Source organism: Bacillus sp. 0102A, from assembly GCF_036765155.1.
In the GTDB taxonomy this organism is placed as follows: Bacteria; Bacillota; Bacilli; order Bacillales; family Bacillaceae; genus Bacillus; species Bacillus subtilis_G.
Window position 1 is genome coordinate 129,263 of the sequence record NZ_JBAIZW010000003.1, and the last position, 19,195, is coordinate 148,457.

The following is a 19,195-nucleotide window of genomic DNA, read 5'->3' on the forward strand; positions in this document are numbered from 1 at the left end:
GATGAAGACGATATTTGAAGCCCTGAAATGGGCTTCTTCTTATTTAACCGAAGCGGGAAGAGAAGAAAACGCTGCCGAGCTTCTTTTGCTTTATGATACCGGAATGGACAGAAGCAAGCTGCTCGCCAGCTTACAGGAACCGATTGGCGAAGACGAACTGTATCGCTTTCAGCGTCACGTTGAGATGCATAAAGAGGGCGTGCCGGTTCAGTACATTATAGGAAAAGAGTTTTTTTACGGGCGGGAATTTATGGTGAATGATGATGTGCTGATTCCGCGGCCGGAAACAGAAGAGGTTGTCTATCATTTGCTTGAAAAATATCGGCGTGTCTTTTCGGAAGACGGCCGGGTTGATGTCGTTGACGTCGGTACAGGGAGCGGTGCAATAGCCGTCACGCTTGCGCTTGAAAACAAAAATTTTTCTGTGTCGGCGGTCGATATTTCAAAAGAGGCGCTGCAAGTCGCCTCTGCTAATGCGGAAAAGCTTGGAGCTGATGTGCGCTTTTATCAGGGCGATCTGCTAGAGCCTTTTATTATGGCAGGAAAAAAAGCGGATATTATCGTCTCGAATCCTCCTTATATTTCAGAAGAAGAGATGGCTGATCTATCAGAGATTGTCCGTTTTCATGAGCCGCTTCACGCTCTCACTGATGGCGGAGACGGGCTCAAATTTTATAAGCGGTTTATGGAAGACATCCCGCTTGTCATGAAGAATAAAGTGTTTGTCGTTTTTGAAATCGGATGGAATCAGGGAGCAGCGGTAAAAGAACTGATCCTCAAGACGTTTAAGGGTGCGGAAGTGGAAGTGCTGAAAGATATTAATGGAAAAGACAGAACCATATGCGCTGTGATTCATAAAAATATATAAGCAGCTTGCTGGCGAGTTGATGAATCAAGCTGTTTTAACACCAGCAAAGGGGATGTGGAAGATGAAAAAGGCCCTGGCAGCAGGAATCTTGCTCATTGCGATTGAAAGTATGATCGGCACCATTGTTCCGCAGGCACTTCCATTTGAGTCGATTTTTGGCATTGCGTCTCTTATTTTGATTGGGCTCGCGATCATCACATCGGGTTTGGCCGTAAGCGGAAGCGATCAGCGGGCAAACTACCATTCAGAAACGAAAGAAGGCCGTACATCCCGCATGAAAATGGCGGCAGCTTTCTTTGTTGCGGCGATACCCTCTATTCTTTGTTATCTGCTGACGATTTTGTTCTAATGAAAAAGGAAGCCCCCTAGGCTTCCTTTTTTTGCAGTAACACAGAATCCCATATCCAATAGACAAGAGCTGTTAATACAGCGAAAAGATAGAAGGCTTTATTTTGAAACAGGGATTGTCCCGAAGGCTGCAGCAAGCCGAAAATAATCGCGTTGGCAACAATAGACGCGGCAAAGTAATACAGCAGATACAAAGGGTTGAACCGCTTCGGCTTTTTATTCATCATGAACTGAAGCGGAAGTGCGAATATCAAATAAGGAAATAGAAAATAAAATGCCATCGTTACGAGAGCGGCAATGATAAATGAATGAATATAAATCATCGAATAAAGAACCGACATCGTGAATGCTGATAACAGCACTGTATAATTATATTTCATCTTAAACCTCCTAAAACACTATCGTACCATAAATAAGATTAACAGCTTGCTAGATTTTTTTCACCCTGCACGTTTACCCCAGGCTCTTCTTGTCCATAATAGGGCTAGAAACAAAGCACGGAGAGGAACGGTGGGGACCGATGAAAAAAACAGTAATCATTTGTATATATATCTTTCTTTTATTATCCGGTGCGCTTGTAGGGCTGGCAAAAGAAGAGACGGCGCAGCAATCAGAAAATCAGCCGGTGGTGATTCCGGACGAGGCGATCCGCCTGAGAATATTGGCAAACAGCGATAGGGATCAGGACCAGCAATTAAAACGGCATATCAGAGACGCGGTCAATAAAGAAATCACGACTTGGGTAGAGGATATTACTTCTATAGAAGAAGCGCGGCGTGTGATTCGCTCAAAGCTGCCCGAAATCAAAGAAATTGCAAAGGAAACAATGGAGAAAGAAGGAGCGAACCAGTCGATTACCGTTGATTTTGACAAAATCTCATTTCCGACAAAGCTTTACGGCAACATGGTATATCCCGCTGGTGAATATGAAGCGATTCTGATTACGCTTGGAAACGGCGCCGGCGCCAATTGGTGGTGTGTGCTGTTCCCGCCGCTCTGTTTTCTCGATTTTTCTAACGGGGAAGCCGTAAAAGAACAAGAAGATAAAGAAGCTTCAAAAAAGCAGACTGAAAAAGTGCTTGAGGACGTAACCGCTAAAGCGGAAAAAGCCACAAAAGAAGAGAAAGAAAAGAAGGAAGACGGCGGCACAGAAGTGAAATTCTTTTTAGTCGAATGGATTTCCGGCCTTTTTTCCTAATCACCTGGTCTAAAAATAGATTTGCCTCATAGATTGGAAGAAAGAATGCAAAAACGGGGTGAACAGATGTTTTATCAACTGCGGGTGGCAAGGGAAAAAGACGGAGACGTGCTCGAGGAATTTTTAAAACAGGCGAAAACCAATCATGAAGGCGTGAAAGAAGGCTTCACCCAGTTTCTGATGCTGGAGGACAGTGAGAAAAACATTGCCGGCTGTCTCGGAATTGAAATAATAAGCTGTGACCAAGGGTTGCTGCGATCACTTGTGATATCGGACAAGCTTCACCAAGGCCATATTGTGACGCTCTTTCAGAGTATGGAGCTGCTGTGTGAAAAGCATCAGATCAAAACAGTATATTTAATTGCGAATCAGCATTCTTCTGCCGATTTCCTGACGGCTATGGGGTTTGAACCAGCTGAAAGTGTACCTGAAGAGCTGTTTTCTTCCGGCCATTTCCGTGAATCCCGGCAAACAGAAGGGGCTGTCTTGATGAAAAAAGCGTCTGGATAAGTGTGATTTATACACATACTTATCCACTTCTTCATTAGCGTTGTCCACAATTTGTGGATAACGCTTGTTTTATTACAGGACATCTTTTATACTTTCAAAAGAATTACACGCGTAAAACAATCGTTTTATTGTTGTGAATAAGGAGTTTGGTCAGATAATGAAAACAAAAAGATGGTTTGTGGACGCAACTGACCAGTTATCCACAAATGATCCACAAATTGCACAAGCAGCCGCTTTGCTCCGGGAAAATGAGGTCGTTGCGTTCCCGACAGAAACGGTATACGGCCTCGGCGCAAATGCGAAAGACACAGATGCTGTCAAAAAAATATATGAAGCAAAAGGGCGTCCGAGTGATAATCCCCTGATTGTCCACATTGCGGACATCAGCCAGCTAGACGATTTAACAGGACCGGCGCCAGAAAAGGCGAAAACATTGATGAACCAGTTTTGGCCGGGAGCACTTACGCTCATCCTGCCTTGCAAATCTGGTGCGCTCTCACCTCGTGTAACGGCAGGGCTTGAAACGGTTGCCATTAGGATGCCGGATCATCCGCTTGCCCTTGCATTGATTCGCGCGTCGGGGTTGCCGATTGCGGCACCGAGCGCCAATCTATCAGGCAAGCCAAGTCCGACAAAGGCGGAACATGTGGCTCACGACTTGGATGGCCGCATAGCTGGAATGATGGACGGAGGCCCTACCGGGATTGGGGTCGAATCGACCGTCCTTTCATGTGAGGGAGACATCCCCGTTCTCCTGCGCCCGGGCGGCATTACGAAAGAACAAATTGAAGCGGAGATTGGACCGATCCTTGTGGATAAAGGGCTCAGTGATCAAAATGAGAAGCCGATTTCTCCAGGGATGAAATATACACATTATGCGCCGACAGCGCCGCTTGCCATTTGCGAAGGCAGCCCTGAGCGCATTCAGCACCTCATTCAAGAATATCAACAGGACGGAAGAAGGGTCGGTGTCCTGACGACAGAAGAAAATGCGGACGTGTATTCCGCTGATTACGTGAAGAGCTGCGGCAGACGGGCTCAGCTTGAGACTGTTGCGGCAGGGCTATATGATGCTTTACGCAGCTTTGATGAGAAGAAGGTGGATTTTATTATCGCGGAATCCTTTCCGGACACGGGCGTCGGACTCGCCATTATGAACAGGCTGATGAAAGCCGCTGGAGGAAGAGTGATTCGCTGAACGCAGTCAGATGTTCTAACCCTTTTTGGACACGCATAGGCTAAAAAAGCGGGGCGTGTCCAAGGGGGTTATTCATGTATGTCGGATTTGTTTATAGGCGAACTGATTACATTAAGCATCATGGCGTTTGCTTTAGGGATGGATGCTTTTTCTGTCGGTCTCGGAATGGGCATGATCAAACTCACAAAAAAGCAGATACTCTATATTGGTTTCATCATCGGCCTCTTTCACGTCATCATGCCTCTCGGAGGGATGGCGGCCGGTAACATGCTGTCAGGGCTCCTCGGCGTGTTAGCGGTTTATATCGGGGGTTCGCTGCTTTTTGTTCTTGGTGTTCAAATGCTTATGTCTTCTTTTAAACAGTCAGAAGAACGACTCATGTCGCCGGCAGGACCGGGCTTATTGCTGTTTGCCGTCGGCGTCAGCCTTGACAGCTTCTCCGTCGGCTTGAGCTTGGGGATATACGGCTCGCATCCGCTCCTCACAATTACCCTGTTCGGGCTGTTCAGCATGATGTTGACATGGCTGGGCCTGCTGATCGGAAAACAAGTACAGTCGTGGCTTGGCACATACAGTGAAGCGCTCGGGGGCATCATATTAATCGCATTCGGCCTAAAGCTGCTTTTGCCAATTTAATAAACCAATAAAAGAAACGAAGTCGCCGTTTCTTTTTTCTTCATATATAATAGAGAAAATAAGGGGTGACTGACATGAACATTATTTTTGTCTGTACTGGAAATACGTGCCGCAGCCCCATGGCTGAGGCGCTTTTTAAATCAATTGCAGAAACGGAAGGGCTGAATGTCAGTGTCCGCTCGGCAGGTGTGTTTGCTTCGCCTAATGGGAGAGCGACGCCTCATGCTGTCGAAGCGCTGTTTGAAAAACATATTGCCCTTAATCATTTGTCTTCTCCATTGACTGAAGAACATATGGTATCGGCTGATTTGGTTCTGGCTATGACCCAGCAGCACAAACAGATCATTGCCAGCCAATTCGGACGTTATCGTGATAAAGTGTTTACGCTAAAAGAATATGTCACAGACAGCCGCGGGGATGTCATCGATCCGTTCGGCGGCACAATTGATATCTATAAACAAACGAGAGATGAGCTTGAAGAGCTTCTTCAGCAGCTGGCAAAACAACTGAAAAAAGACGGCAGGTAAGTTGTCAGAAAATCTGCAAACAGGTCATTTGCAAATCCTTCGTGAAGGAGTAGAATATAGTGAAAAGCACATCATATGGTGTGAATCTAAGAGCGGACAGGCTGCACGGTCAACAAAGCGGGCGGGCCGCATCACACACGCTGGGAGGAAAAGCTGATGAAAGTAGCCATAGCATCGGATCATGGCGGCGTTCACATTCGAAATGAAATCAAAGAGTTAATGGACGAATTGCAAATTGAATATATTGATATGGGCTGTGACTGCGGAAGCGGATCTGTCGATTATCCGGATTATGCTTTCCCGGTGGCCGAAAAAGTGGTTAGCGGCGAAGTTGACAGAGGCATTTTAATTTGCGGGACAGGCATCGGTATGAGTATTTCCGCTAATAAGGTCAAAGGCATTCGCTGCGCGCTGGCGCACGATACATTCAGCGCACAGGCAACGAGAGAGCATAATGACACAAACATCCTCGCGATGGGTGAACGGGTCATCGGCCCCGGTTTGGCGCGTGAAATCGCGAAAATCTGGCTGACCACTGAGTTTACCGGCGGAAGACATCAAACCCGTATTGGAAAAATCTCAGATTATGAAGAGAAAAACCTGTAGGGGTGCTGTTCAATGAATGAGATCAAGCAAACGTGGAATACGATGCTGTCTGAGTATCAGGAACAAGCGGGATTGAAACAGGATCAGTTCTTTGTTCTTGGATGCAGCACGAGCGAAGTGGCCGGCAGCCGGATCGGAACATCGGGCAGTGCAGACATCGCGGAAAGCATCTACAGCGGACTTGCCGAGCTTAAGGAAAAAACGGGAATCCATCTCGCGTTTCAATGCTGTGAGCATTTGAACAGAGCGCTTGTCGTCGAGGAAGAAACGGCCCGGCTATTCAGGCTTCCAACTGTTTCTGCCGTACCCGTTTCAAAAGCGGGCGGGGCGATGGCTGCTTATGCGTTTAAGCAGATGAAGTCTCCTGTTCTTGTCGAAACCATTCAGGCTGATGCCGGAATCGACATCGGCGATACGTTTATCGGCATGCATCTGAAGCCGGTAGCTGTACCTGTGCGTGTGTCTCAAAACAGTCTCGGGGCAGCACATGTGACATTAGCACGTACGCGGCCGAAACTGATCGGCGGAGTGCGGGCGATTTATGAATGTGAATGAAAGGACTGCGTGGCCAGTCTTTTCTTTTATTTTTAAGGCAGTAAAATAAATCCCGAACTTTAACTTAAATTTAAGTTATCAATATTCGTTTTTACCAATAAAAATTTTGATTTTTTAAAAATAATCTTTTACATCGGCCTAAAAAACCATGTACAATAGTGATGGTAAAAACAAAGAACAGGATACGGATAGGAGAGGATCTCGCTGATGAAACATTTACCTGCGCAAGACGAACAAGTGTTTAACGCCATTAAAAATGAGCGTGAACGCCAACAGACTAAGATCGAATTGATTGCTTCTGAGAACTTTGTAAGTGAAGCGGTTATGGAAGCACAAGGATCTGTTTTGACAAATAAATACGCTGAAGGATATCCGGGCAAACGCTACTACGGCGGATGTGAGCACGTCGATGTCGTTGAAGATATCGCTCGTGACCGCGCGAAGGAGATCTTTGGAGCGGAGCATGTAAACGTTCAGCCGCATTCAGGGGCGCAAGCAAACATGGCAGTGTACTTCACGATTTTGGAGCAAGGCGATACTGTACTTGGGATGAACCTCTCCCACGGCGGCCATTTAACACACGGAAGTCCAGTCAACTTCAGCGGTGTTCAATATAACTTTGTTGAGTACGGCGTAGATAAAGAAACTCAATATATTGATTACGATGACGTGCGTGAAAAAGCCCTTGCTCATAAGCCGAAGCTTATCGTAGCAGGAGCAAGTGCGTATCCTCGTACAATCGACTTTAAGAAATTCCGTGAAATTGCTGATGAAGTCGGCGCTTACTTCATGGTGGATATGGCGCATATCGCAGGACTTGTTGCGGCAGGCCTTCATCCAAACCCGGTTCCTTACGCTGATTTCGTGACAACAACAACACATAAAACACTTCGCGGACCTCGCGGCGGTATGATCCTTTGCCGTGAAGAGTTCGGCAAGAAAATTGATAAATCGATCTTCCCTGGAATTCAAGGCGGCCCGCTGATGCACGTTATTGCCGCAAAAGCTGTTTCATTCGGCGAAGTATTGCAGGACGATTTCAAAACATATGCACAAAACGTCATTTCAAATGCAAAACGTCTGGCTGAAGCGTTAACGAAAGAGGGCATCCAGCTCGTTTCAGGCGGAACTGACAATCACCTGATCCTTGTTGACCTTCGTTCTCTCGGACTGACAGGTAAGGTTGCGGAGCACGTACTTGATGAAATCGGTATTACGTCTAACAAAAACGCGATTCCATACGATCCGGAAAAACCTTTCGTGACAAGCGGTATCCGTCTTGGTACAGCTGCTGTGACAAGCCGCGGTTTTGACGGAGATGCATTGGATGAAGTTGGTTCCATCATTGCGCTTGCATTGAAGAACCACGAAGATGAAGGAAAACTTGAAGAAGCAAGACAGCGTATAGCTGCTCTGACTGATCAATTTCCTTTATATAAAGAATTAGATTACTAAGATCCTAAAAACCCGCTCGGCTTTGGCCGGCGGGTTTTTTGACGATGTTCTTGAAACTCAATGTCTTTTTTTGTAGAATCAATAGAAGTGTGTAATTGTTGATGGGACAATAAAAAAGGAGCTGAAACACAGTATGGGAAAGGTTTATGTATTTGATCATCCTTTAATTCAGCATAAGCTGACATATATACGGAATGAAAATACAGGTACGAAAGATTTTAGAGAGCTTGTAGACGAAGTAGCCACTCTTATGGCGTTTGAAATTACTCGCGATCTTCCTTTAGAAGAAGTGGATATCAATACACCGGTTCAGGCTGCGAAATCGAAAGTCATCGCAGGAAAAAAACTTGGAGTGGTTCCTATCCTCAGAGCGGGATTGGGAATGGTTGACGGCATTTTAAAGCTGATTCCTGCAGCAAAAGTGGGACATGTCGGCCTGTACCGTGATCCTGAAACCTTAAAACCCGTGGAATACTATGTCAAGCTTCCTTCTGACGTGGAAGAGCGTGAATTCATCGTGGTTGACCCGATGCTGGCTACAGGCGGTTCTGCTGTAGAAGCGATTCACAGCCTCAAAAAACGCGGTGCGAAAAATATCCGTTTCATGTGCCTTGTAGCGGCGCCGGAGGGTGTGGAAGAATTGCAGAAGCATCATTCGGACGTAGATATTTACATCGCGGCTCTTGATGAAAAATTAAATGAAAAAGGTTATATTGTTCCCGGTCTCGGAGACGCGGGAGACCGTATGTTTGGAACAAAATAAAAGGAAAACTCCCGAAAGGGGTTTTCTTTTTTTATCCAGTTATTTGATATTCGGTCAATTTGTATACAATTATAGGTGAAAATGTGAACATTCTGTGGAGGCTCACGGTATAAAAAGTTTTTTAACTTTAAACAGATTGACACTTGTTAGGGGCTATTGTATGCTAAACGAGGGTATTATGAGAAGGTTTTCATAGCTTTCATTATAGTCCTCATCCTCAATATAAATCCTCTCAGTAAACCCGTATTATGAGGATTTATTTAAGCGAATGAAACAGCATCCTTGCAAGGCTTGCGGATGAATGATTTTTTCGAACAGGCCCGTTTTGTCGGTCAAAAAAGGTCTTCTACTAGGGTTAACCGCTGATTTTGCCGTATCTAAGAAATACATTATTTTTTCATCAGGAGACAGATAGTTGATGGACGATCCCAAGCTTACATTTAGCAGACAACGAAAATATCTATTATGCATTTTGGCAGTGTATGTACTGGGTTATGGTTTAACAGCGTATAAAACCGTTTTTTTAGGCCTTATTCTGGGAACTGTTTTCAGTTTGTTTAATTTGTTACTGCTCATCAGAAGAATGAACGCTTTTGACAGAGCTGTTGAGAAAGGAAAGTCCATACGATCTCTGGGGAGCGCAGCGCGGTGGTGCAATGCGATTCTTGCTGTGGCTGTCGCCTATAAATATCCCGAGCATTTTCATATGGCAAGTACAATTATTGGATTAATGACAATATATCCTGTCATTATGATAGATTCTATTATCCAGCTTAAACGTTCATCAATGGAAGAGAGGTGAAAACCCTTTGAATCATGAATACAGAACTATTGAATTTCTAGGTCTTACTTTTAATCTGACAAACATTCTGATGATTACTGTGGCGAGTGTGATTGTTTTATTGATTGCGATATTAACGACAAGAACGCTTTCGATCCGTCCCGGAAAAGCCCAGAATTTTATGGAATGGGTTGTGGATTTCGTCCGCAATATTATCGGCAGTACAATGGATTTGAAAACAGGGGCTAACTTCTTGGCACTTGGTGTCACATTGCTGATGTACATATTTGTGTCGAATATGCTGGGGCTGCCGTTCTCTATTACAATCGGACATGAGCTCTGGTGGAAATCTCCGACAGCCGACCCTGCCATTACATTAACGCTAGCCGTGATGGTTGTCGCTTTAACCCACTACTATGGTGTGAAGATGAAAGGGCTCAAGGAATATTCCAAAGACTATTTAAGACCTGTTCCACTCATGTTCCCGATGAAAATCATCGAAGAGTTTGCGAATACGCTGACTCTCGGATTGCGGCTTTATGGTAACATCTTCGCCGGTGAGATTCTTCTCGGCCTGCTTGCGGGTTTAGCGACAAGCCATTATTCGCAAAGCGTGGCTCTCGGTCTTGTCGGTACAATCGGCGCTATTCTGCCGATGCTGGCATGGCAAGCATTCAGTTTATTTATAGGTGCCATCCAAGCGTTTATCTTTACAATGCTCACGATGGTGTACATGTCTCATAAAATCAGTCATGATCATTAAAACATTATATCCAAACGGATAACATTTAAAAGGAGGAACTTTTTCATGAATTTAATAGCAGCTGCAATTGCAATTGGTTTAGGCGCACTTGGTGCAGGTATTGGTAACGGTTTGATTGTTTCACGTACGGTAGAGGGGATTGCCCGTCAGCCGGAAGCAGGTAAAGAACTTAGAACTCTTATGTTTATGGGTATCGCATTAGTTGAAGCCCTTCCAATTATCGCTGTCGTTATCGCATTCTTAGCGTTCTTTGGCTAAGCATAAAAGCCTTATATGAACTAAAAATGGCGAAGATCATTCCAAGAGAACCTTCGCCATTGCTTTATGTCTGATAAGCATCCCGCCTTGCCGGCTGAAAAGAGACAAGTGCGGCTGCTGGATCAGCAAAGAAAACCTGCAGAAGGGAGTTGCCGTAGTAGATGTCTCAATTACCACTTGAACTAGGATTGTCGTTTAACGGCGGAGATATTCTGTTCCAACTGTTAGCTATGTTAATCTTATTAGCGCTTCTGAAGAAATACGCTTTAGGGCCGCTATTAAACATAATGAAACAGCGTGAAGACCACATCGCTGGAGAAATTACGTCTGCTGAAGAAAAAAATAAAGAAGCGCAGCAGCTGATTGAAGAGCAGCGCGTTCTTTTAAAAGAAGCAAGACAGGAATCCCAAACTCTTATCGAAAACGCAAAGAAACTGGGAGATAAGCAAAAAGAAGAGATTATTCAGGCTGCACGTGCAGAATCTGAACGTCTGAAAGAAGCAGCAAGAACTGAAATCGTGAAGGAGAAAGAACAGGCGGTTTCTGCTCTCCGTGAGCAAGTAGCGTCTCTATCTGTCATGATTGCGTCGAAAGTAATCGAAAAAGAACTGGATGAACAGGCTCAAGAGAAATTGATTCAGGACTATCTTAAAGAGGTAGGAGAAAGCCGATGAGTGGATCAGCTGTCTCTAAACGATATGCGTCAGCTCTTTTTGATATTGCCAATGAGTCCGCTCAGCTGAATCAAGTAGAAGAAGAGCTAATTGTTGTAAAAGAAGTATTTCAAAATGAAAAAGCGCTTAATGATGTGCTAAACCATCCGAAGGTGCCGGCTGCGAAGAAAAAAGAGTTGATTCAAAATGTATTTGGCTCTTTGTCACAGACCGTGCTCAATACGATTTTTCTTTTGATTGACCGCCATCGGGCAGCGATTGTGCCTGATCTCACAGATGAGTTTATCAAACTCGCAAATGAGGCCCGTCAAACAGAAGACGCAATCGTATATTCAGTGAAACCGCTGACGGATACGGAAATTTCATCATTATCACAAGTGTTTGCACAAAAAGCCGGAGTCGCTTCACTGAGAATCAAAAATGAAGTGCAGACGGATTTAATAGGCGGCATTAAAGTCCGCATTGGAAACCGGATTTTTGACGGCAGCGTAAGCGGAAAGCTTCAGCGCATTGAACGTCAACTAGCCGGGGAAAATCGATAGAAGGGGTGAAACCTAAGTGAGCATCAAAGCTGAAGAGATTAGCACGCTGATAAAACAGCAAATACAAAATTATCAATCTGATATTGAAGTTCAAGACGTAGGTACAGTCATCCAAGTCGGTGACGGTATTGCGCGTGTGCACGGTCTTGACAACTGTATGGCCGGTGAACTTGTCGAATTTTCAAACGGCGTTCTGGGTATGGCCCAAAACCTTGAGGAATCAAACGTAGGTATCGTTATCTTAGGGCCTTTCAGTGAGATCCGCGAGGGAGACGAAGTAAAAAGAACAGGCCGCATCATGGAGGTTCCTGTCGGTGAAGAACTAATCGGCCGTATTGTGAACCCATTAGGTCAGCCGGTAGACGGACTTGGCCCGATCCTTACAAGCAAAACACGTCCGATCGAAAGCAATGCACCAGGCGTTATGGACCGTAAATCCGTTCATGAACCGCTTCAAACAGGTATTAAAGCGATCGACGCACTGATCCCAATCGGCCGCGGCCAGCGTGAGCTGATCATCGGTGACCGTCAAACAGGTAAAACTTCTGTTGCGATCGACTCGATCCTGAACCAAAAAGACCAAGACATGATCTGCGTATACGTTGCGATCGGTCAAAAAGAATCAACAGTCCGCGGCGTAGTAGAAACATTGCGTAAGCACGGCGCGCTTGATTATACAATCGTTGTAACGGCGTCTGCGTCACAGCCGGCACCGCTTCTGTACCTGGCTCCGTATGCGGGGGTTACAATGGCAGAAGAATTTATGTACAACGGCAAGCACGTTCTTGTTGTATACGATGATCTTTCTAAACAAGCGGCTGCTTACCGTGAGCTGTCCTTGCTTCTACGCCGTCCGCCGGGCCGTGAAGCGTTCCCTGGGGATGTATTCTACCTTCATTCCCGCCTGCTTGAGCGTGCAGCAAAGCTTAGCGACGCGAAAGGCGCAGGATCAATTACAGCTCTGCCGTTCGTAGAAACACAAGCCGGAGATATCTCTGCCTATATTCCGACGAACGTTATCTCTATCACCGACGGACAAATCTTCCTGCAATCTGATTTGTTCTTCTCAGGCGTACGTCCAGCGATCAACGCCGGATTGTCTGTATCCCGTGTCGGCGGTTCAGCGCAAATCAAAGCGATGAAAAAAGTATCAGGAACGTTGCGTCTTGACCTTGCATCATACCGTGAACTGGAAGCATTCGCTCAATTCGGATCTGACCTCGACCAAGCGACTCAGGCGAAACTGAACCGCGGTGCGCGTACAGTTGAAGTGCTGAAGCAGGACCTGAACAAGCCGCTTCCGGTTGAAAAGCAAGTAGCCATTCTTTATGCGCTGACAAAAGGACATCTTGATGATATTCCTGTAGCGGATATCAGACGTTTTGAAGAAGAGTACTACATGTACCTTGACCAAAACCATAAAGAACTGCTTGATGGAATTGCGAAAACAGGAAACCTTCCTGCTGATGAAGACTTCAAAGCTGCAATCGAAGGCTTCAAACGCACATTTGCACCAAGCAACTAACTCGAATGCTGATGAGAGAAAAAGGTTCTCTTTTTCTCTCTTTTTACGCAGATGAAGAGAAAAGGTGGTGAAATCTTTGGCCTCATTACGCGATATTAAGTCAAGGATCACGTCAACGAAAAAAACAAGCCAGATTACAAAAGCCATGCAGATGGTATCTGCGGCTAAGCTGAATCGTGCTGAAAACAACGCAAAATCATTTGTGCCATATATGGATAAGATCCAAGAGGTTGTGTCAAACGTCGGAAGAGTTTCCGGCAACGTGAAGCATCCGATGCTTGTCAGCAGAGAAGTAAAAAAGACAGCATACCTAGTCATTACGTCTGACCGCGGTCTTGCCGGCGCTTTTAACAGTTCGGTTTTACGAAGTGCTTATCAGGCCATGCAAGAACGTCATCAGTCTAAGGATGAGTACGCGGTGATCGTCATCGGAAGAGTGGGCCGTGATTTCTTTAAGAAACGTGAGATTCCGATCATTTCCGAGTTAACAGGGCTTGGAGATGAAGTAACGTTTACACAAATTAAGGATCTTGCCCGACAAACGATCCAAATGTTTACAGATGGTGCGTATGATGAATTGCACCTTGTTTATAACCATTTTGTCAGCGCCATTTCTCAAGAAGTAACGGAGAAAAAACTTCTGCCGTTATCTGATTTGGGCAGCGGCGGCGGTAAAAGAACGGCGTCTTATGAATTTGAACCGTCTGAAGAGGAGGTTCTGGAGGTTTTGCTTCCTCAATACGCGGAAAGCTTAATTTTCGGTGCGCTTCTTGACAGTAAAGCAAGTGAGCACGCTGCAAGAATGACGGCGATGAAAAACGCGACAGACAACGCGAAGGAACTTATCGATTCACTTTCGCTTTCTTACAACCGCGCTCGCCAAGCAGCCATCACACAAGAAATTACGGAAATTGTCGGCGGAGCAGCCGCTTTAGAATAGAAAGATTTTGTCAGGAGGGATAGCGATGAAGAAAGGACGCGTTAGCCAGGTATTAGGGCCGGTCGTCGACGTGCGTTTTGAAGACGGTCATTTGCCTGAAATTTATAATGCGATTAAAGTTTCACAGCCAGCAAGTGAAAACGAAGTAGGTATTGATTTAACGCTTGAGGTCGCTCTTCATTTAGGCGATGATACAGTCCGTACAATCGCAATGGCATCTACGGACGGTGTTCAGCGCGGAATGGAAGCTATTGATACAGGAGCGCCAATCTCAGTACCAGTTGGTGATGTAACACTCGGCCGTGTATTTAACGTACTCGGAGAAAATATTGATTTGAATGAGCCGCTTTCCGCGGATGCGAAAAAGGATCCGATTCACAGACAGGCGCCTTCGTTTGATCAGCTTTCAACAGAAGTTGAAATTCTTGAAACAGGTATTAAAGTTGTTGACTTGCTTGCTCCATACATCAAGGGCGGTAAGATCGGTTTGTTCGGCGGTGCCGGTGTAGGTAAAACCGTATTAATCCAGGAATTAATCAACAACATCGCGCAAGAGCACGGCGGTATCTCTGTATTCGCCGGTGTAGGGGAGCGTACTCGTGAAGGGAACGACCTGTTCTACGAAATGAGCGACTCTGGCGTAATCAACAAAACAGCCATGGTATTCGGACAAATGAACGAGCCGCCGGGCGCCCGTATGCGTGTTGCTTTGACAGGCCTTACAATGGCTGAGCACTTCCGTGATGAACAAGGACAGGACGTACTGTTCTTCATCGATAACATTTTCCGTTTCACACAAGCGGGTTCCGAGGTTTCAGCCCTTCTTGGCCGTATGCCTTCAGCGGTTGGTTATCAGCCGACGCTTGCGACTGAAATGGGTCAGCTTCAAGAGCGTATCACGTCTACAAACGTTGGATCAGTTACATCTATCCAGGCGATCTACGTGCCTGCCGATGACTACACTGACCCGGCGCCGGCAACAACGTTCGCTCACTTGGATGCGACAACAAACCTTGAGCGTAAGCTAACAGAAATGGGTATTTACCCCGCGGTTGATCCGTTGGCTTCTACATCACGTGCCCTTGCTCCTGAAATTGTCGGAGAAGAGCATTATGCAGTTGCCCGTGAAGTACAATCAACGCTTCAGCGTTACAAAGAGCTTCAAGATATCATTGCGATTCTCGGTATGGATGAATTGAGTGATGAAGACAAGCTTGTCGTTCAACGCGCACGCCGCATTCAGTTCTTCCTTTCTCAAAACTTCCACGTGGCTGAACAGTTCACTGGACAAAAAGGTTCTTACGTGCCTGTAAAAGAAACGGTTCAAGGTTTCAAAGAAATCTTAGCCGGCAAATACGACCATCTTCCTGAAGATGCGTTCCGTCTTGTAGGCCGTATCGAAGAAGTTGTTGAGAAAGCAAAAGAAATGGGTGTAGAAGTTTAATCTGGTCCTAGGAGGGTAAAAGCATGAAGACCGTTAAAGTCAATATCGTTACTCCCGACGGCCCAGTATACGATGCGGATATTGAAATGGTGAGTGTGAGAGCCGAAAGCGGCGATCTCGGTATTTTGCCAGGTCATATTCCAACCGTGGCTCCTCTTAAAATTGGCGCTGTCCGTCTGAAAAAAGACGGACAGACTGAATTGGTTGCCGTCAGCGGCGGGTTTGTAGAAGTCCGTCCTGATCATGTGACCATCCTTGCCCAAACTGCGGAGACAGCGGAAGGCATCGATAAAGAGCGCGCTGAAGCTGCACGCCAGCGGGCGCAGGAGCGTTTGAATTCTCAATCAGGTGATACTGACATTCGTCGGGCTGAGTTTGCGTTACAGCGGGCTTTGAACAGATTGGATGTAGCAGGGAAATAGAAAAAATCCTTCTCTTTATGAGAAGGATTTTTTTATGACCGCATGAGAGAATCAAACAGCGACAGCAGCGGCTGACTCTCTTTTTGCCGCAAGTATAAACGATCACAGCAATTCACAGTATGCCATGATTTACGATGTCTTCTGAAACCCATTGTATAAGCGCCGTCTGTGTATGGGTAAGGCTTTACGATCCATTCCGCATCTTCATGATGGGCAATCACGCAATCTATAAGATACACACTGATCATTTTCTCGAATTCTTCAATAGGAAGATTCCAATCAGCAAGCAAAAGCTCTTGTATACTTTGAAAATAAAGGTTTTCAAGCTCTTCAAGGCTTTCTCTCGTATAGGTAAGAGAAATGTTATAAAACTGACACAATTCATTCAGTTCTTCAATCTGTGACTGTCTATAATCATAATAGAATGCAATTGCTTCCCATTCCTGTTCAAAAATTGGCAGATCCTCACCGTATTGCTTTTCAGGCTGAAAAAAAGAATGATTCACGTTTGCCAGCTCCTTTCCAACAAAGTATACCATGTAAGAGAATCGTACTTTAAGCGGGGATTAACCCTAGATTTGGCTGATTATTCCGTTCTGTATAAAAGGTATCATCTTTATCTGTGCTTCTTATATAATAAGAAAGGGTAAAAACGCGGAGAAAGGATGAAAGGAGTGGAATAGATGAATGTATTGGGACAGCAGGCTGCAATCGGCATTGTCGTTCACTTGATTTTTATAGCGGTGACTTGGTGGGCACTGCAAGCCGTCAATATCGATCCGTTAATCAAAAAAGGCAAAGTTGTGCAGGCTAGACTCCTGATGATTTTGCTGACAATCGCTATTGGAACGACCGTTGCAAATTTCTTTTTAGATTACCTCAATTATTCACAGCAGCTTCCCTATCTATTTTAATAGGTTTTGAACATCATAATCACGGGAATGGTTGGGGAAGGGGTATAAGCGAATAGCTCGAGTTTTGACGAAGATTTTTACGTATGGCGCCTCTCGCCTCCGGTAAAACTGGGGATAAGGGGGAGAGATGAACATGTACAAAAAACAAGTAAGCCGCGCCATTATCATTTCCGTGATGTTAAGCTTCGTCATAGCTTTTTTTCATACCATTCATGCGAGTGAGTTAACGCCGTTAGCGCAAATCGCTGAGGGGATGAAACGCCAAGATGTGTCAATAGATAAATGGACATTGCATGCCAAACAAAACATGTCGCTGACCGAAAAAGAATTTTATCAAAAAGTGCAACGTTTAAAAACAAAATATCGTCAATATGATTGGACACTTGCACAGGAAGATAAGGTCGTAAAGGCAATGGGCACATATACTGACAAAAAAAATCGCACTTCTTTTAGGCTGCAGCTTGTCACAACCCTCAAAAAACACAACCCAACTTCGTATTTATTATATGAGCAAATGAGTCTTGAGACACCGAATAGCTGGAATGATACATATGAACAGTTTGAACGTGAGTCACTCGGGATATTCCAAGAAAAAGTAGTTATTTTTACTTGTCTAAATGGTCATGTAGATGATAATATGAATATTGTTTTGCAAAAAAAAGCAAATCAGTTATTAAATGAATTTCAAGCAAGAACTGTAGAACATGTAGTTGAGCCAAATTTCGTTTCTATTTCTGCGTTTACAGATGAGTGGAAAGAGTCCATCATGACCTCGAAACATAAAATGAATTTGCAAATTGCACTTAGAAGTGCAGGAATGGGCGGAAAACATACCGTTACGGTTGGCACACCAATCGTTACGACTGAATATTAATATAGAGAATTTAGGGACGCGGAGGGGAATACCTTGGAAAAAATCATCGTCCGCGGCGGTCAAAAGTTAAACGGCACAGTCAAAGTTGAAGGCGCTAAAAATGCCGTTTTACCTGTTATCGCTGCATCTTTATTAGCAAGTGAAGAAAAAAGCGTAATTTGTGATGTACCTACGCTCTCCGATGTATATACAATTAACGAAGTGTTGCGTCATTTAGGAGCAGATGTGCATTTTGAAAATAATGAAGTGACTGTAAATGCTTCATACGCTTTGCAAACTGAAGCACCTTTTGAATATGTTCGTAAAATGCGTGCGTCCGTGCTTGTTATGGGGCCGCTTCTTGCGCGTACAGGTCATGCAAGAGTTGCGCTTCCGGGCGGATGCGCAATTGGTTCCAGACCGATCGATCAGCATTTAAAAGGTTTTGAAGCAATGGGCGCAGAAATCAAAGTCGGCAACGGCTTCATCGAAGCTGAAGTAAACGGCCGTCTGCAAGGCGCAAAAATCTATCTGGACTTCCCAAGTGTAGGAGCTACAGAGAATCTGATTATGGCAGCCGCTCTGGCTGAAGGAACAACAACGCTGGAGAACGTGGCGAAAGAACCCGAAATCGTTGATTTAGCAAACTATATCAACGGCATGGGCGGAAAAATCCGCGGAGCTGGCACCGGCACCATCAAAATTGAAGGTGTCGAAAAGCTTTACGGCGTAAAACACCATATTATTCCTGACCGCATTGAAGCGGGCACATTTATGGTTGCTGCTGCAATCACTGAAGGAAACGTATTAGTTAAAGGAGCGGTTCCTGAACACCTCACCTCTTTAATTGCAAAAATGGAAGAGATGGGTGTAACGATTAAGGATGAAGGTGAAGGCCTGCGTGTCATCGGCCCGAAAGAACTCAAACCGATTGACATTAAAACGATGCCTCATCCGGGCTTCCCGACTGATATGCAGTCACAAATGATGGCGCTTCTGCTTCGTGCAAGCGGCACAAGCATGATTACAGAAACTGTTTTTGAAAACCGTTTTATGCATGCGGAAGAATTCCGCCGTATGAATGGTGATATCAAGATTGAAGGACGTTCTGTCATCATTAACGGTCCTGTACAGCTTCAGGGAGCTGAAGTTGCAGCGACTGACTTGCGTGCAGGTGCAGCGCTGATTCTTGCGGGGTTAGTGGCTGAAGGTCATACGCGTGTTACTGAACTGAAGCACTTAGACCGCGGTTACGTCGATTTCCATAAGAAGCTTGAGGGTATTGGCGCAGACATTGAACGTGTAAATGATGAGTCTGCTTCTGAGCAAGAGAACAAAGAAGTCGTTTCTGACTTAAACGCATAAACTTACCTAAAAACCAGTATGTCACTTTGGCATACTGGTTTTTTATTTTT

The 19,195-nt window shown here is 45.1% G+C and carries 25 protein-coding genes; 23 read left to right on the forward strand and 2 right to left on the reverse strand.

Annotated elements, in window-relative coordinates; all coding sequences use genetic code 11:
• Position 1: 1 nt before the first annotated feature.
• Together prmC and V6D41_RS08865 are read left to right on the forward strand one after the other, a co-directional pair.
• Positions 2–868 (forward strand): peptide chain release factor N(5)-glutamine methyltransferase, encoded by an 867-nt coding sequence (gene prmC, locus V6D41_RS08860; protein WP_333517955.1) that lies wholly within the window; start codon positions 2–4, stop codon positions 866–868.
• Between the two features lie 61 nt (positions 869–929).
• Positions 930–1,217: a DUF5316 family protein gene (locus V6D41_RS08865; RefSeq protein ID WP_289348554.1), complete on the forward strand. Its 288-nt coding sequence runs from the start codon at positions 930–932 to the stop codon at positions 1,215–1,217.
• Between the two features lie 16 nt (positions 1,218–1,233).
• On the opposite strand, the gene V6D41_RS08870 is transcribed toward V6D41_RS08865, so the two are convergent.
• Positions 1,234–1,596, reverse strand: a complete 363-nt coding sequence (locus V6D41_RS08870; RefSeq protein WP_087992705.1) for a UPF0715 family protein — start codon at positions 1,594–1,596, stop codon at positions 1,234–1,236.
• A gap of 140 nt (positions 1,597–1,736) precedes the next feature.
• Here V6D41_RS08870 and spoIIR point away from each other — a divergent pair, with 140 nt between their 5' ends.
• The 18 genes from spoIIR to V6D41_RS08960 all read left to right on the forward strand — a co-directional run bounded on the left by spoIIR (position 1,737) and on the right by V6D41_RS08960 (position 16,013).
• The gene (gene spoIIR, locus V6D41_RS08875) at positions 1,737–2,414 is read left to right on the forward strand and encodes a stage II sporulation protein R (RefSeq protein ID WP_333517956.1); all 678 of its coding nucleotides are present in this window, start codon (positions 1,737–1,739) and stop codon (positions 2,412–2,414) included.
• Positions 2,415–2,480: 66 nt separating this feature from the next.
• Entirely contained in the window at positions 2,481–2,924 is a 444-nt protein-coding gene (locus V6D41_RS08880; protein WP_333517957.1) for a GNAT family N-acetyltransferase, read from the forward strand.
• A 157-nt stretch (positions 2,925–3,081) separates the two neighbouring features.
• A complete protein-coding gene (locus V6D41_RS08885) occupies positions 3,082–4,122 on the forward strand; it encodes an L-threonylcarbamoyladenylate synthase (RefSeq protein ID WP_333517958.1) in 1,041 nt (346 codons plus the stop codon).
• 78 nt (positions 4,123–4,200) lie between these two features.
• On the forward strand, positions 4,201–4,758 hold the full coding sequence (locus tag V6D41_RS08890) for a manganese efflux pump MntP (RefSeq protein ID WP_148962511.1): 558 nt from the start codon (positions 4,201–4,203) through the stop codon (positions 4,756–4,758).
• Between the two features lie 74 nt (positions 4,759–4,832).
• Positions 4,833–5,285, forward strand: coding sequence for a low molecular weight protein arginine phosphatase (locus V6D41_RS08895; RefSeq protein WP_253268627.1), 453 nt, complete (start codon positions 4,833–4,835; stop codon positions 5,283–5,285).
• A 156-nt stretch (positions 5,286–5,441) separates the two neighbouring features.
• Complete coding sequence (gene rpiB / locus V6D41_RS08900; protein WP_333517959.1) at positions 5,442–5,891, forward strand: ribose 5-phosphate isomerase B; 450 nt, start codon at positions 5,442–5,444, stop codon at positions 5,889–5,891.
• Between the two features lie 12 nt (positions 5,892–5,903).
• A complete protein-coding gene (locus V6D41_RS08905; protein ID WP_333517960.1) occupies positions 5,904–6,446 on the forward strand; it encodes a TIGR01440 family protein in 543 nt (180 codons plus the stop codon).
• Positions 6,447–6,653: 207 nt separating this feature from the next.
• Positions 6,654–7,901, forward strand: a complete 1,248-nt coding sequence (gene glyA, locus V6D41_RS08910) for a serine hydroxymethyltransferase (RefSeq protein WP_087992698.1) — start codon at positions 6,654–6,656, stop codon at positions 7,899–7,901.
• Between the two features lie 133 nt (positions 7,902–8,034).
• On the forward strand, positions 8,035–8,664 hold the full coding sequence (upp, locus tag V6D41_RS08915; protein ID WP_148962515.1) for a uracil phosphoribosyltransferase: 630 nt from the start codon (positions 8,035–8,037) through the stop codon (positions 8,662–8,664).
• 418 nt (positions 8,665–9,082) lie between these two features.
• Positions 9,083–9,466 (forward strand): ATP synthase subunit I, encoded by a 384-nt coding sequence (atpI, locus tag V6D41_RS08920; protein ID WP_148962516.1) that lies wholly within the window; start codon positions 9,083–9,085, stop codon positions 9,464–9,466.
• Positions 9,467–9,473: 7 nt separating this feature from the next.
• Positions 9,474–10,208, forward strand: a complete 735-nt coding sequence (gene atpB / locus V6D41_RS08925) for a F0F1 ATP synthase subunit A (RefSeq protein ID WP_019716028.1) — start codon at positions 9,474–9,476, stop codon at positions 10,206–10,208.
• Between the two features lie 45 nt (positions 10,209–10,253).
• Positions 10,254–10,466: a F0F1 ATP synthase subunit C gene (gene atpE, locus V6D41_RS08930; RefSeq protein ID WP_003151167.1), complete on the forward strand. Its 213-nt coding sequence runs from the start codon at positions 10,254–10,256 to the stop codon at positions 10,464–10,466.
• Positions 10,467–10,627: 161 nt separating this feature from the next.
• Positions 10,628–11,140: a F0F1 ATP synthase subunit B gene (atpF, locus tag V6D41_RS08935; protein WP_003221894.1), complete on the forward strand. Its 513-nt coding sequence runs from the start codon at positions 10,628–10,630 to the stop codon at positions 11,138–11,140.
• Positions 11,137–11,682, forward strand: a complete 546-nt coding sequence (locus V6D41_RS08940; protein WP_087992695.1) for a F0F1 ATP synthase subunit delta — start codon at positions 11,137–11,139, stop codon at positions 11,680–11,682. The genes atpF and V6D41_RS08940 overlap by 4 nt, the downstream gene beginning before the upstream one ends.
• A 16-nt stretch (positions 11,683–11,698) precedes the next feature.
• Positions 11,699–13,207, forward strand: a complete 1,509-nt coding sequence (gene atpA / locus V6D41_RS08945) for a F0F1 ATP synthase subunit alpha (RefSeq protein WP_148962518.1) — start codon at positions 11,699–11,701, stop codon at positions 13,205–13,207.
• A 76-nt stretch (positions 13,208–13,283) separates the two neighbouring features.
• Positions 13,284–14,147 carry an ATP synthase F1 subunit gamma gene (atpG, locus tag V6D41_RS08950; protein WP_148962519.1) on the forward strand — a complete coding sequence of 288 codons (864 nt, stop codon included), beginning with the start codon at positions 13,284–13,286 and terminating at the stop codon, positions 14,145–14,147.
• Between the two features lie 25 nt (positions 14,148–14,172).
• The gene (gene atpD, locus V6D41_RS08955; RefSeq protein ID WP_010328918.1) at positions 14,173–15,591 is read left to right on the forward strand and encodes a F0F1 ATP synthase subunit beta; all 1,419 of its coding nucleotides are present in this window, start codon (positions 14,173–14,175) and stop codon (positions 15,589–15,591) included.
• Between the two features lie 23 nt (positions 15,592–15,614).
• Positions 15,615–16,013 (forward strand): F0F1 ATP synthase subunit epsilon, encoded by a 399-nt coding sequence (locus tag V6D41_RS08960; RefSeq protein ID WP_087992693.1) that lies wholly within the window; start codon positions 15,615–15,617, stop codon positions 16,011–16,013.
• A gap of 32 nt (positions 16,014–16,045) precedes the next feature.
• Here the strand turns inward: V6D41_RS08960 and V6D41_RS08965 are convergent, their stop codons facing one another.
• The gene (locus V6D41_RS08965) at positions 16,046–16,519 is read right to left on the reverse strand and encodes a hypothetical protein (RefSeq protein WP_087992692.1); all 474 of its coding nucleotides are present in this window, start codon (positions 16,517–16,519) and stop codon (positions 16,046–16,048) included.
• Between the two features lie 177 nt (positions 16,520–16,696).
• Between V6D41_RS08965 and V6D41_RS08970 the strand changes: the two genes are divergently transcribed.
• From V6D41_RS08970 to murA, 3 genes are all read left to right on the forward strand, one after another.
• Positions 16,697–16,927, forward strand: a complete 231-nt coding sequence (locus V6D41_RS08970; protein WP_333517961.1) for a DUF1146 family protein — start codon at positions 16,697–16,699, stop codon at positions 16,925–16,927.
• 133 nt (positions 16,928–17,060) lie between these two features.
• Entirely contained in the window at positions 17,061–17,801 is a 741-nt protein-coding gene (locus V6D41_RS08975) for a YwmB family TATA-box binding protein (protein WP_333517962.1), read from the forward strand.
• Between the two features lie 33 nt (positions 17,802–17,834).
• On the forward strand, positions 17,835–19,145 hold the full coding sequence (gene murA / locus V6D41_RS08980) for a UDP-N-acetylglucosamine 1-carboxyvinyltransferase (RefSeq protein ID WP_333517963.1): 1,311 nt from the start codon (positions 17,835–17,837) through the stop codon (positions 19,143–19,145).
• The last annotated feature ends 50 nt before the right edge of the window (positions 19,146–19,195 follow it).

Coding starts and splice junctions, on each gene's coding strand:
- prmC (WP_333517955.1), top strand. CDS start 2: ATGAAGACGATATTTGAAGCCCTGAAATGGGCTTCTTCTTATTTAACC.
- V6D41_RS08865 (WP_289348554.1), top strand. CDS start 930: ATGAAAAAGGCCCTGGCAGCAGGAATCTTGCTCATTGCGATTGAAAGT.
- V6D41_RS08870 (WP_087992705.1), bottom strand. CDS start 1,596: ATGAAATATAATTATACAGTGCTGTTATCAGCATTCACGATGTCGGTT.
- spoIIR (WP_333517956.1), top strand. CDS start 1,737: ATGAAAAAAACAGTAATCATTTGTATATATATCTTTCTTTTATTATCC.
- V6D41_RS08880 (WP_333517957.1), top strand. CDS start 2,481: ATGTTTTATCAACTGCGGGTGGCAAGGGAAAAAGACGGAGACGTGCTC.
- V6D41_RS08885 (WP_333517958.1), top strand. CDS start 3,082: ATGAAAACAAAAAGATGGTTTGTGGACGCAACTGACCAGTTATCCACA.
- V6D41_RS08890 (WP_148962511.1), top strand. CDS start 4,201: ATGTCGGATTTGTTTATAGGCGAACTGATTACATTAAGCATCATGGCG.
- V6D41_RS08895 (WP_253268627.1), top strand. CDS start 4,833: ATGAACATTATTTTTGTCTGTACTGGAAATACGTGCCGCAGCCCCATG.
- rpiB (WP_333517959.1), top strand. CDS start 5,442: ATGAAAGTAGCCATAGCATCGGATCATGGCGGCGTTCACATTCGAAAT.
- V6D41_RS08905 (WP_333517960.1), top strand. CDS start 5,904: ATGAATGAGATCAAGCAAACGTGGAATACGATGCTGTCTGAGTATCAG.
- glyA (WP_087992698.1), top strand. CDS start 6,654: ATGAAACATTTACCTGCGCAAGACGAACAAGTGTTTAACGCCATTAAA.
- upp (WP_148962515.1), top strand. CDS start 8,035: ATGGGAAAGGTTTATGTATTTGATCATCCTTTAATTCAGCATAAGCTG.
- atpI (WP_148962516.1), top strand. CDS start 9,083: ATGGACGATCCCAAGCTTACATTTAGCAGACAACGAAAATATCTATTA.
- atpE (WP_003151167.1), top strand. CDS start 10,254: ATGAATTTAATAGCAGCTGCAATTGCAATTGGTTTAGGCGCACTTGGT.
- atpF (WP_003221894.1), top strand. CDS start 10,628: ATGTCTCAATTACCACTTGAACTAGGATTGTCGTTTAACGGCGGAGAT.
- V6D41_RS08940 (WP_087992695.1), top strand. CDS start 11,137: ATGAGTGGATCAGCTGTCTCTAAACGATATGCGTCAGCTCTTTTTGAT.
- atpD (WP_010328918.1), top strand. CDS start 14,173: ATGAAGAAAGGACGCGTTAGCCAGGTATTAGGGCCGGTCGTCGACGTG.
- V6D41_RS08960 (WP_087992693.1), top strand. CDS start 15,615: ATGAAGACCGTTAAAGTCAATATCGTTACTCCCGACGGCCCAGTATAC.
- V6D41_RS08970 (WP_333517961.1), top strand. CDS start 16,697: ATGAATGTATTGGGACAGCAGGCTGCAATCGGCATTGTCGTTCACTTG.
- V6D41_RS08975 (WP_333517962.1), top strand. CDS start 17,061: ATGTACAAAAAACAAGTAAGCCGCGCCATTATCATTTCCGTGATGTTA.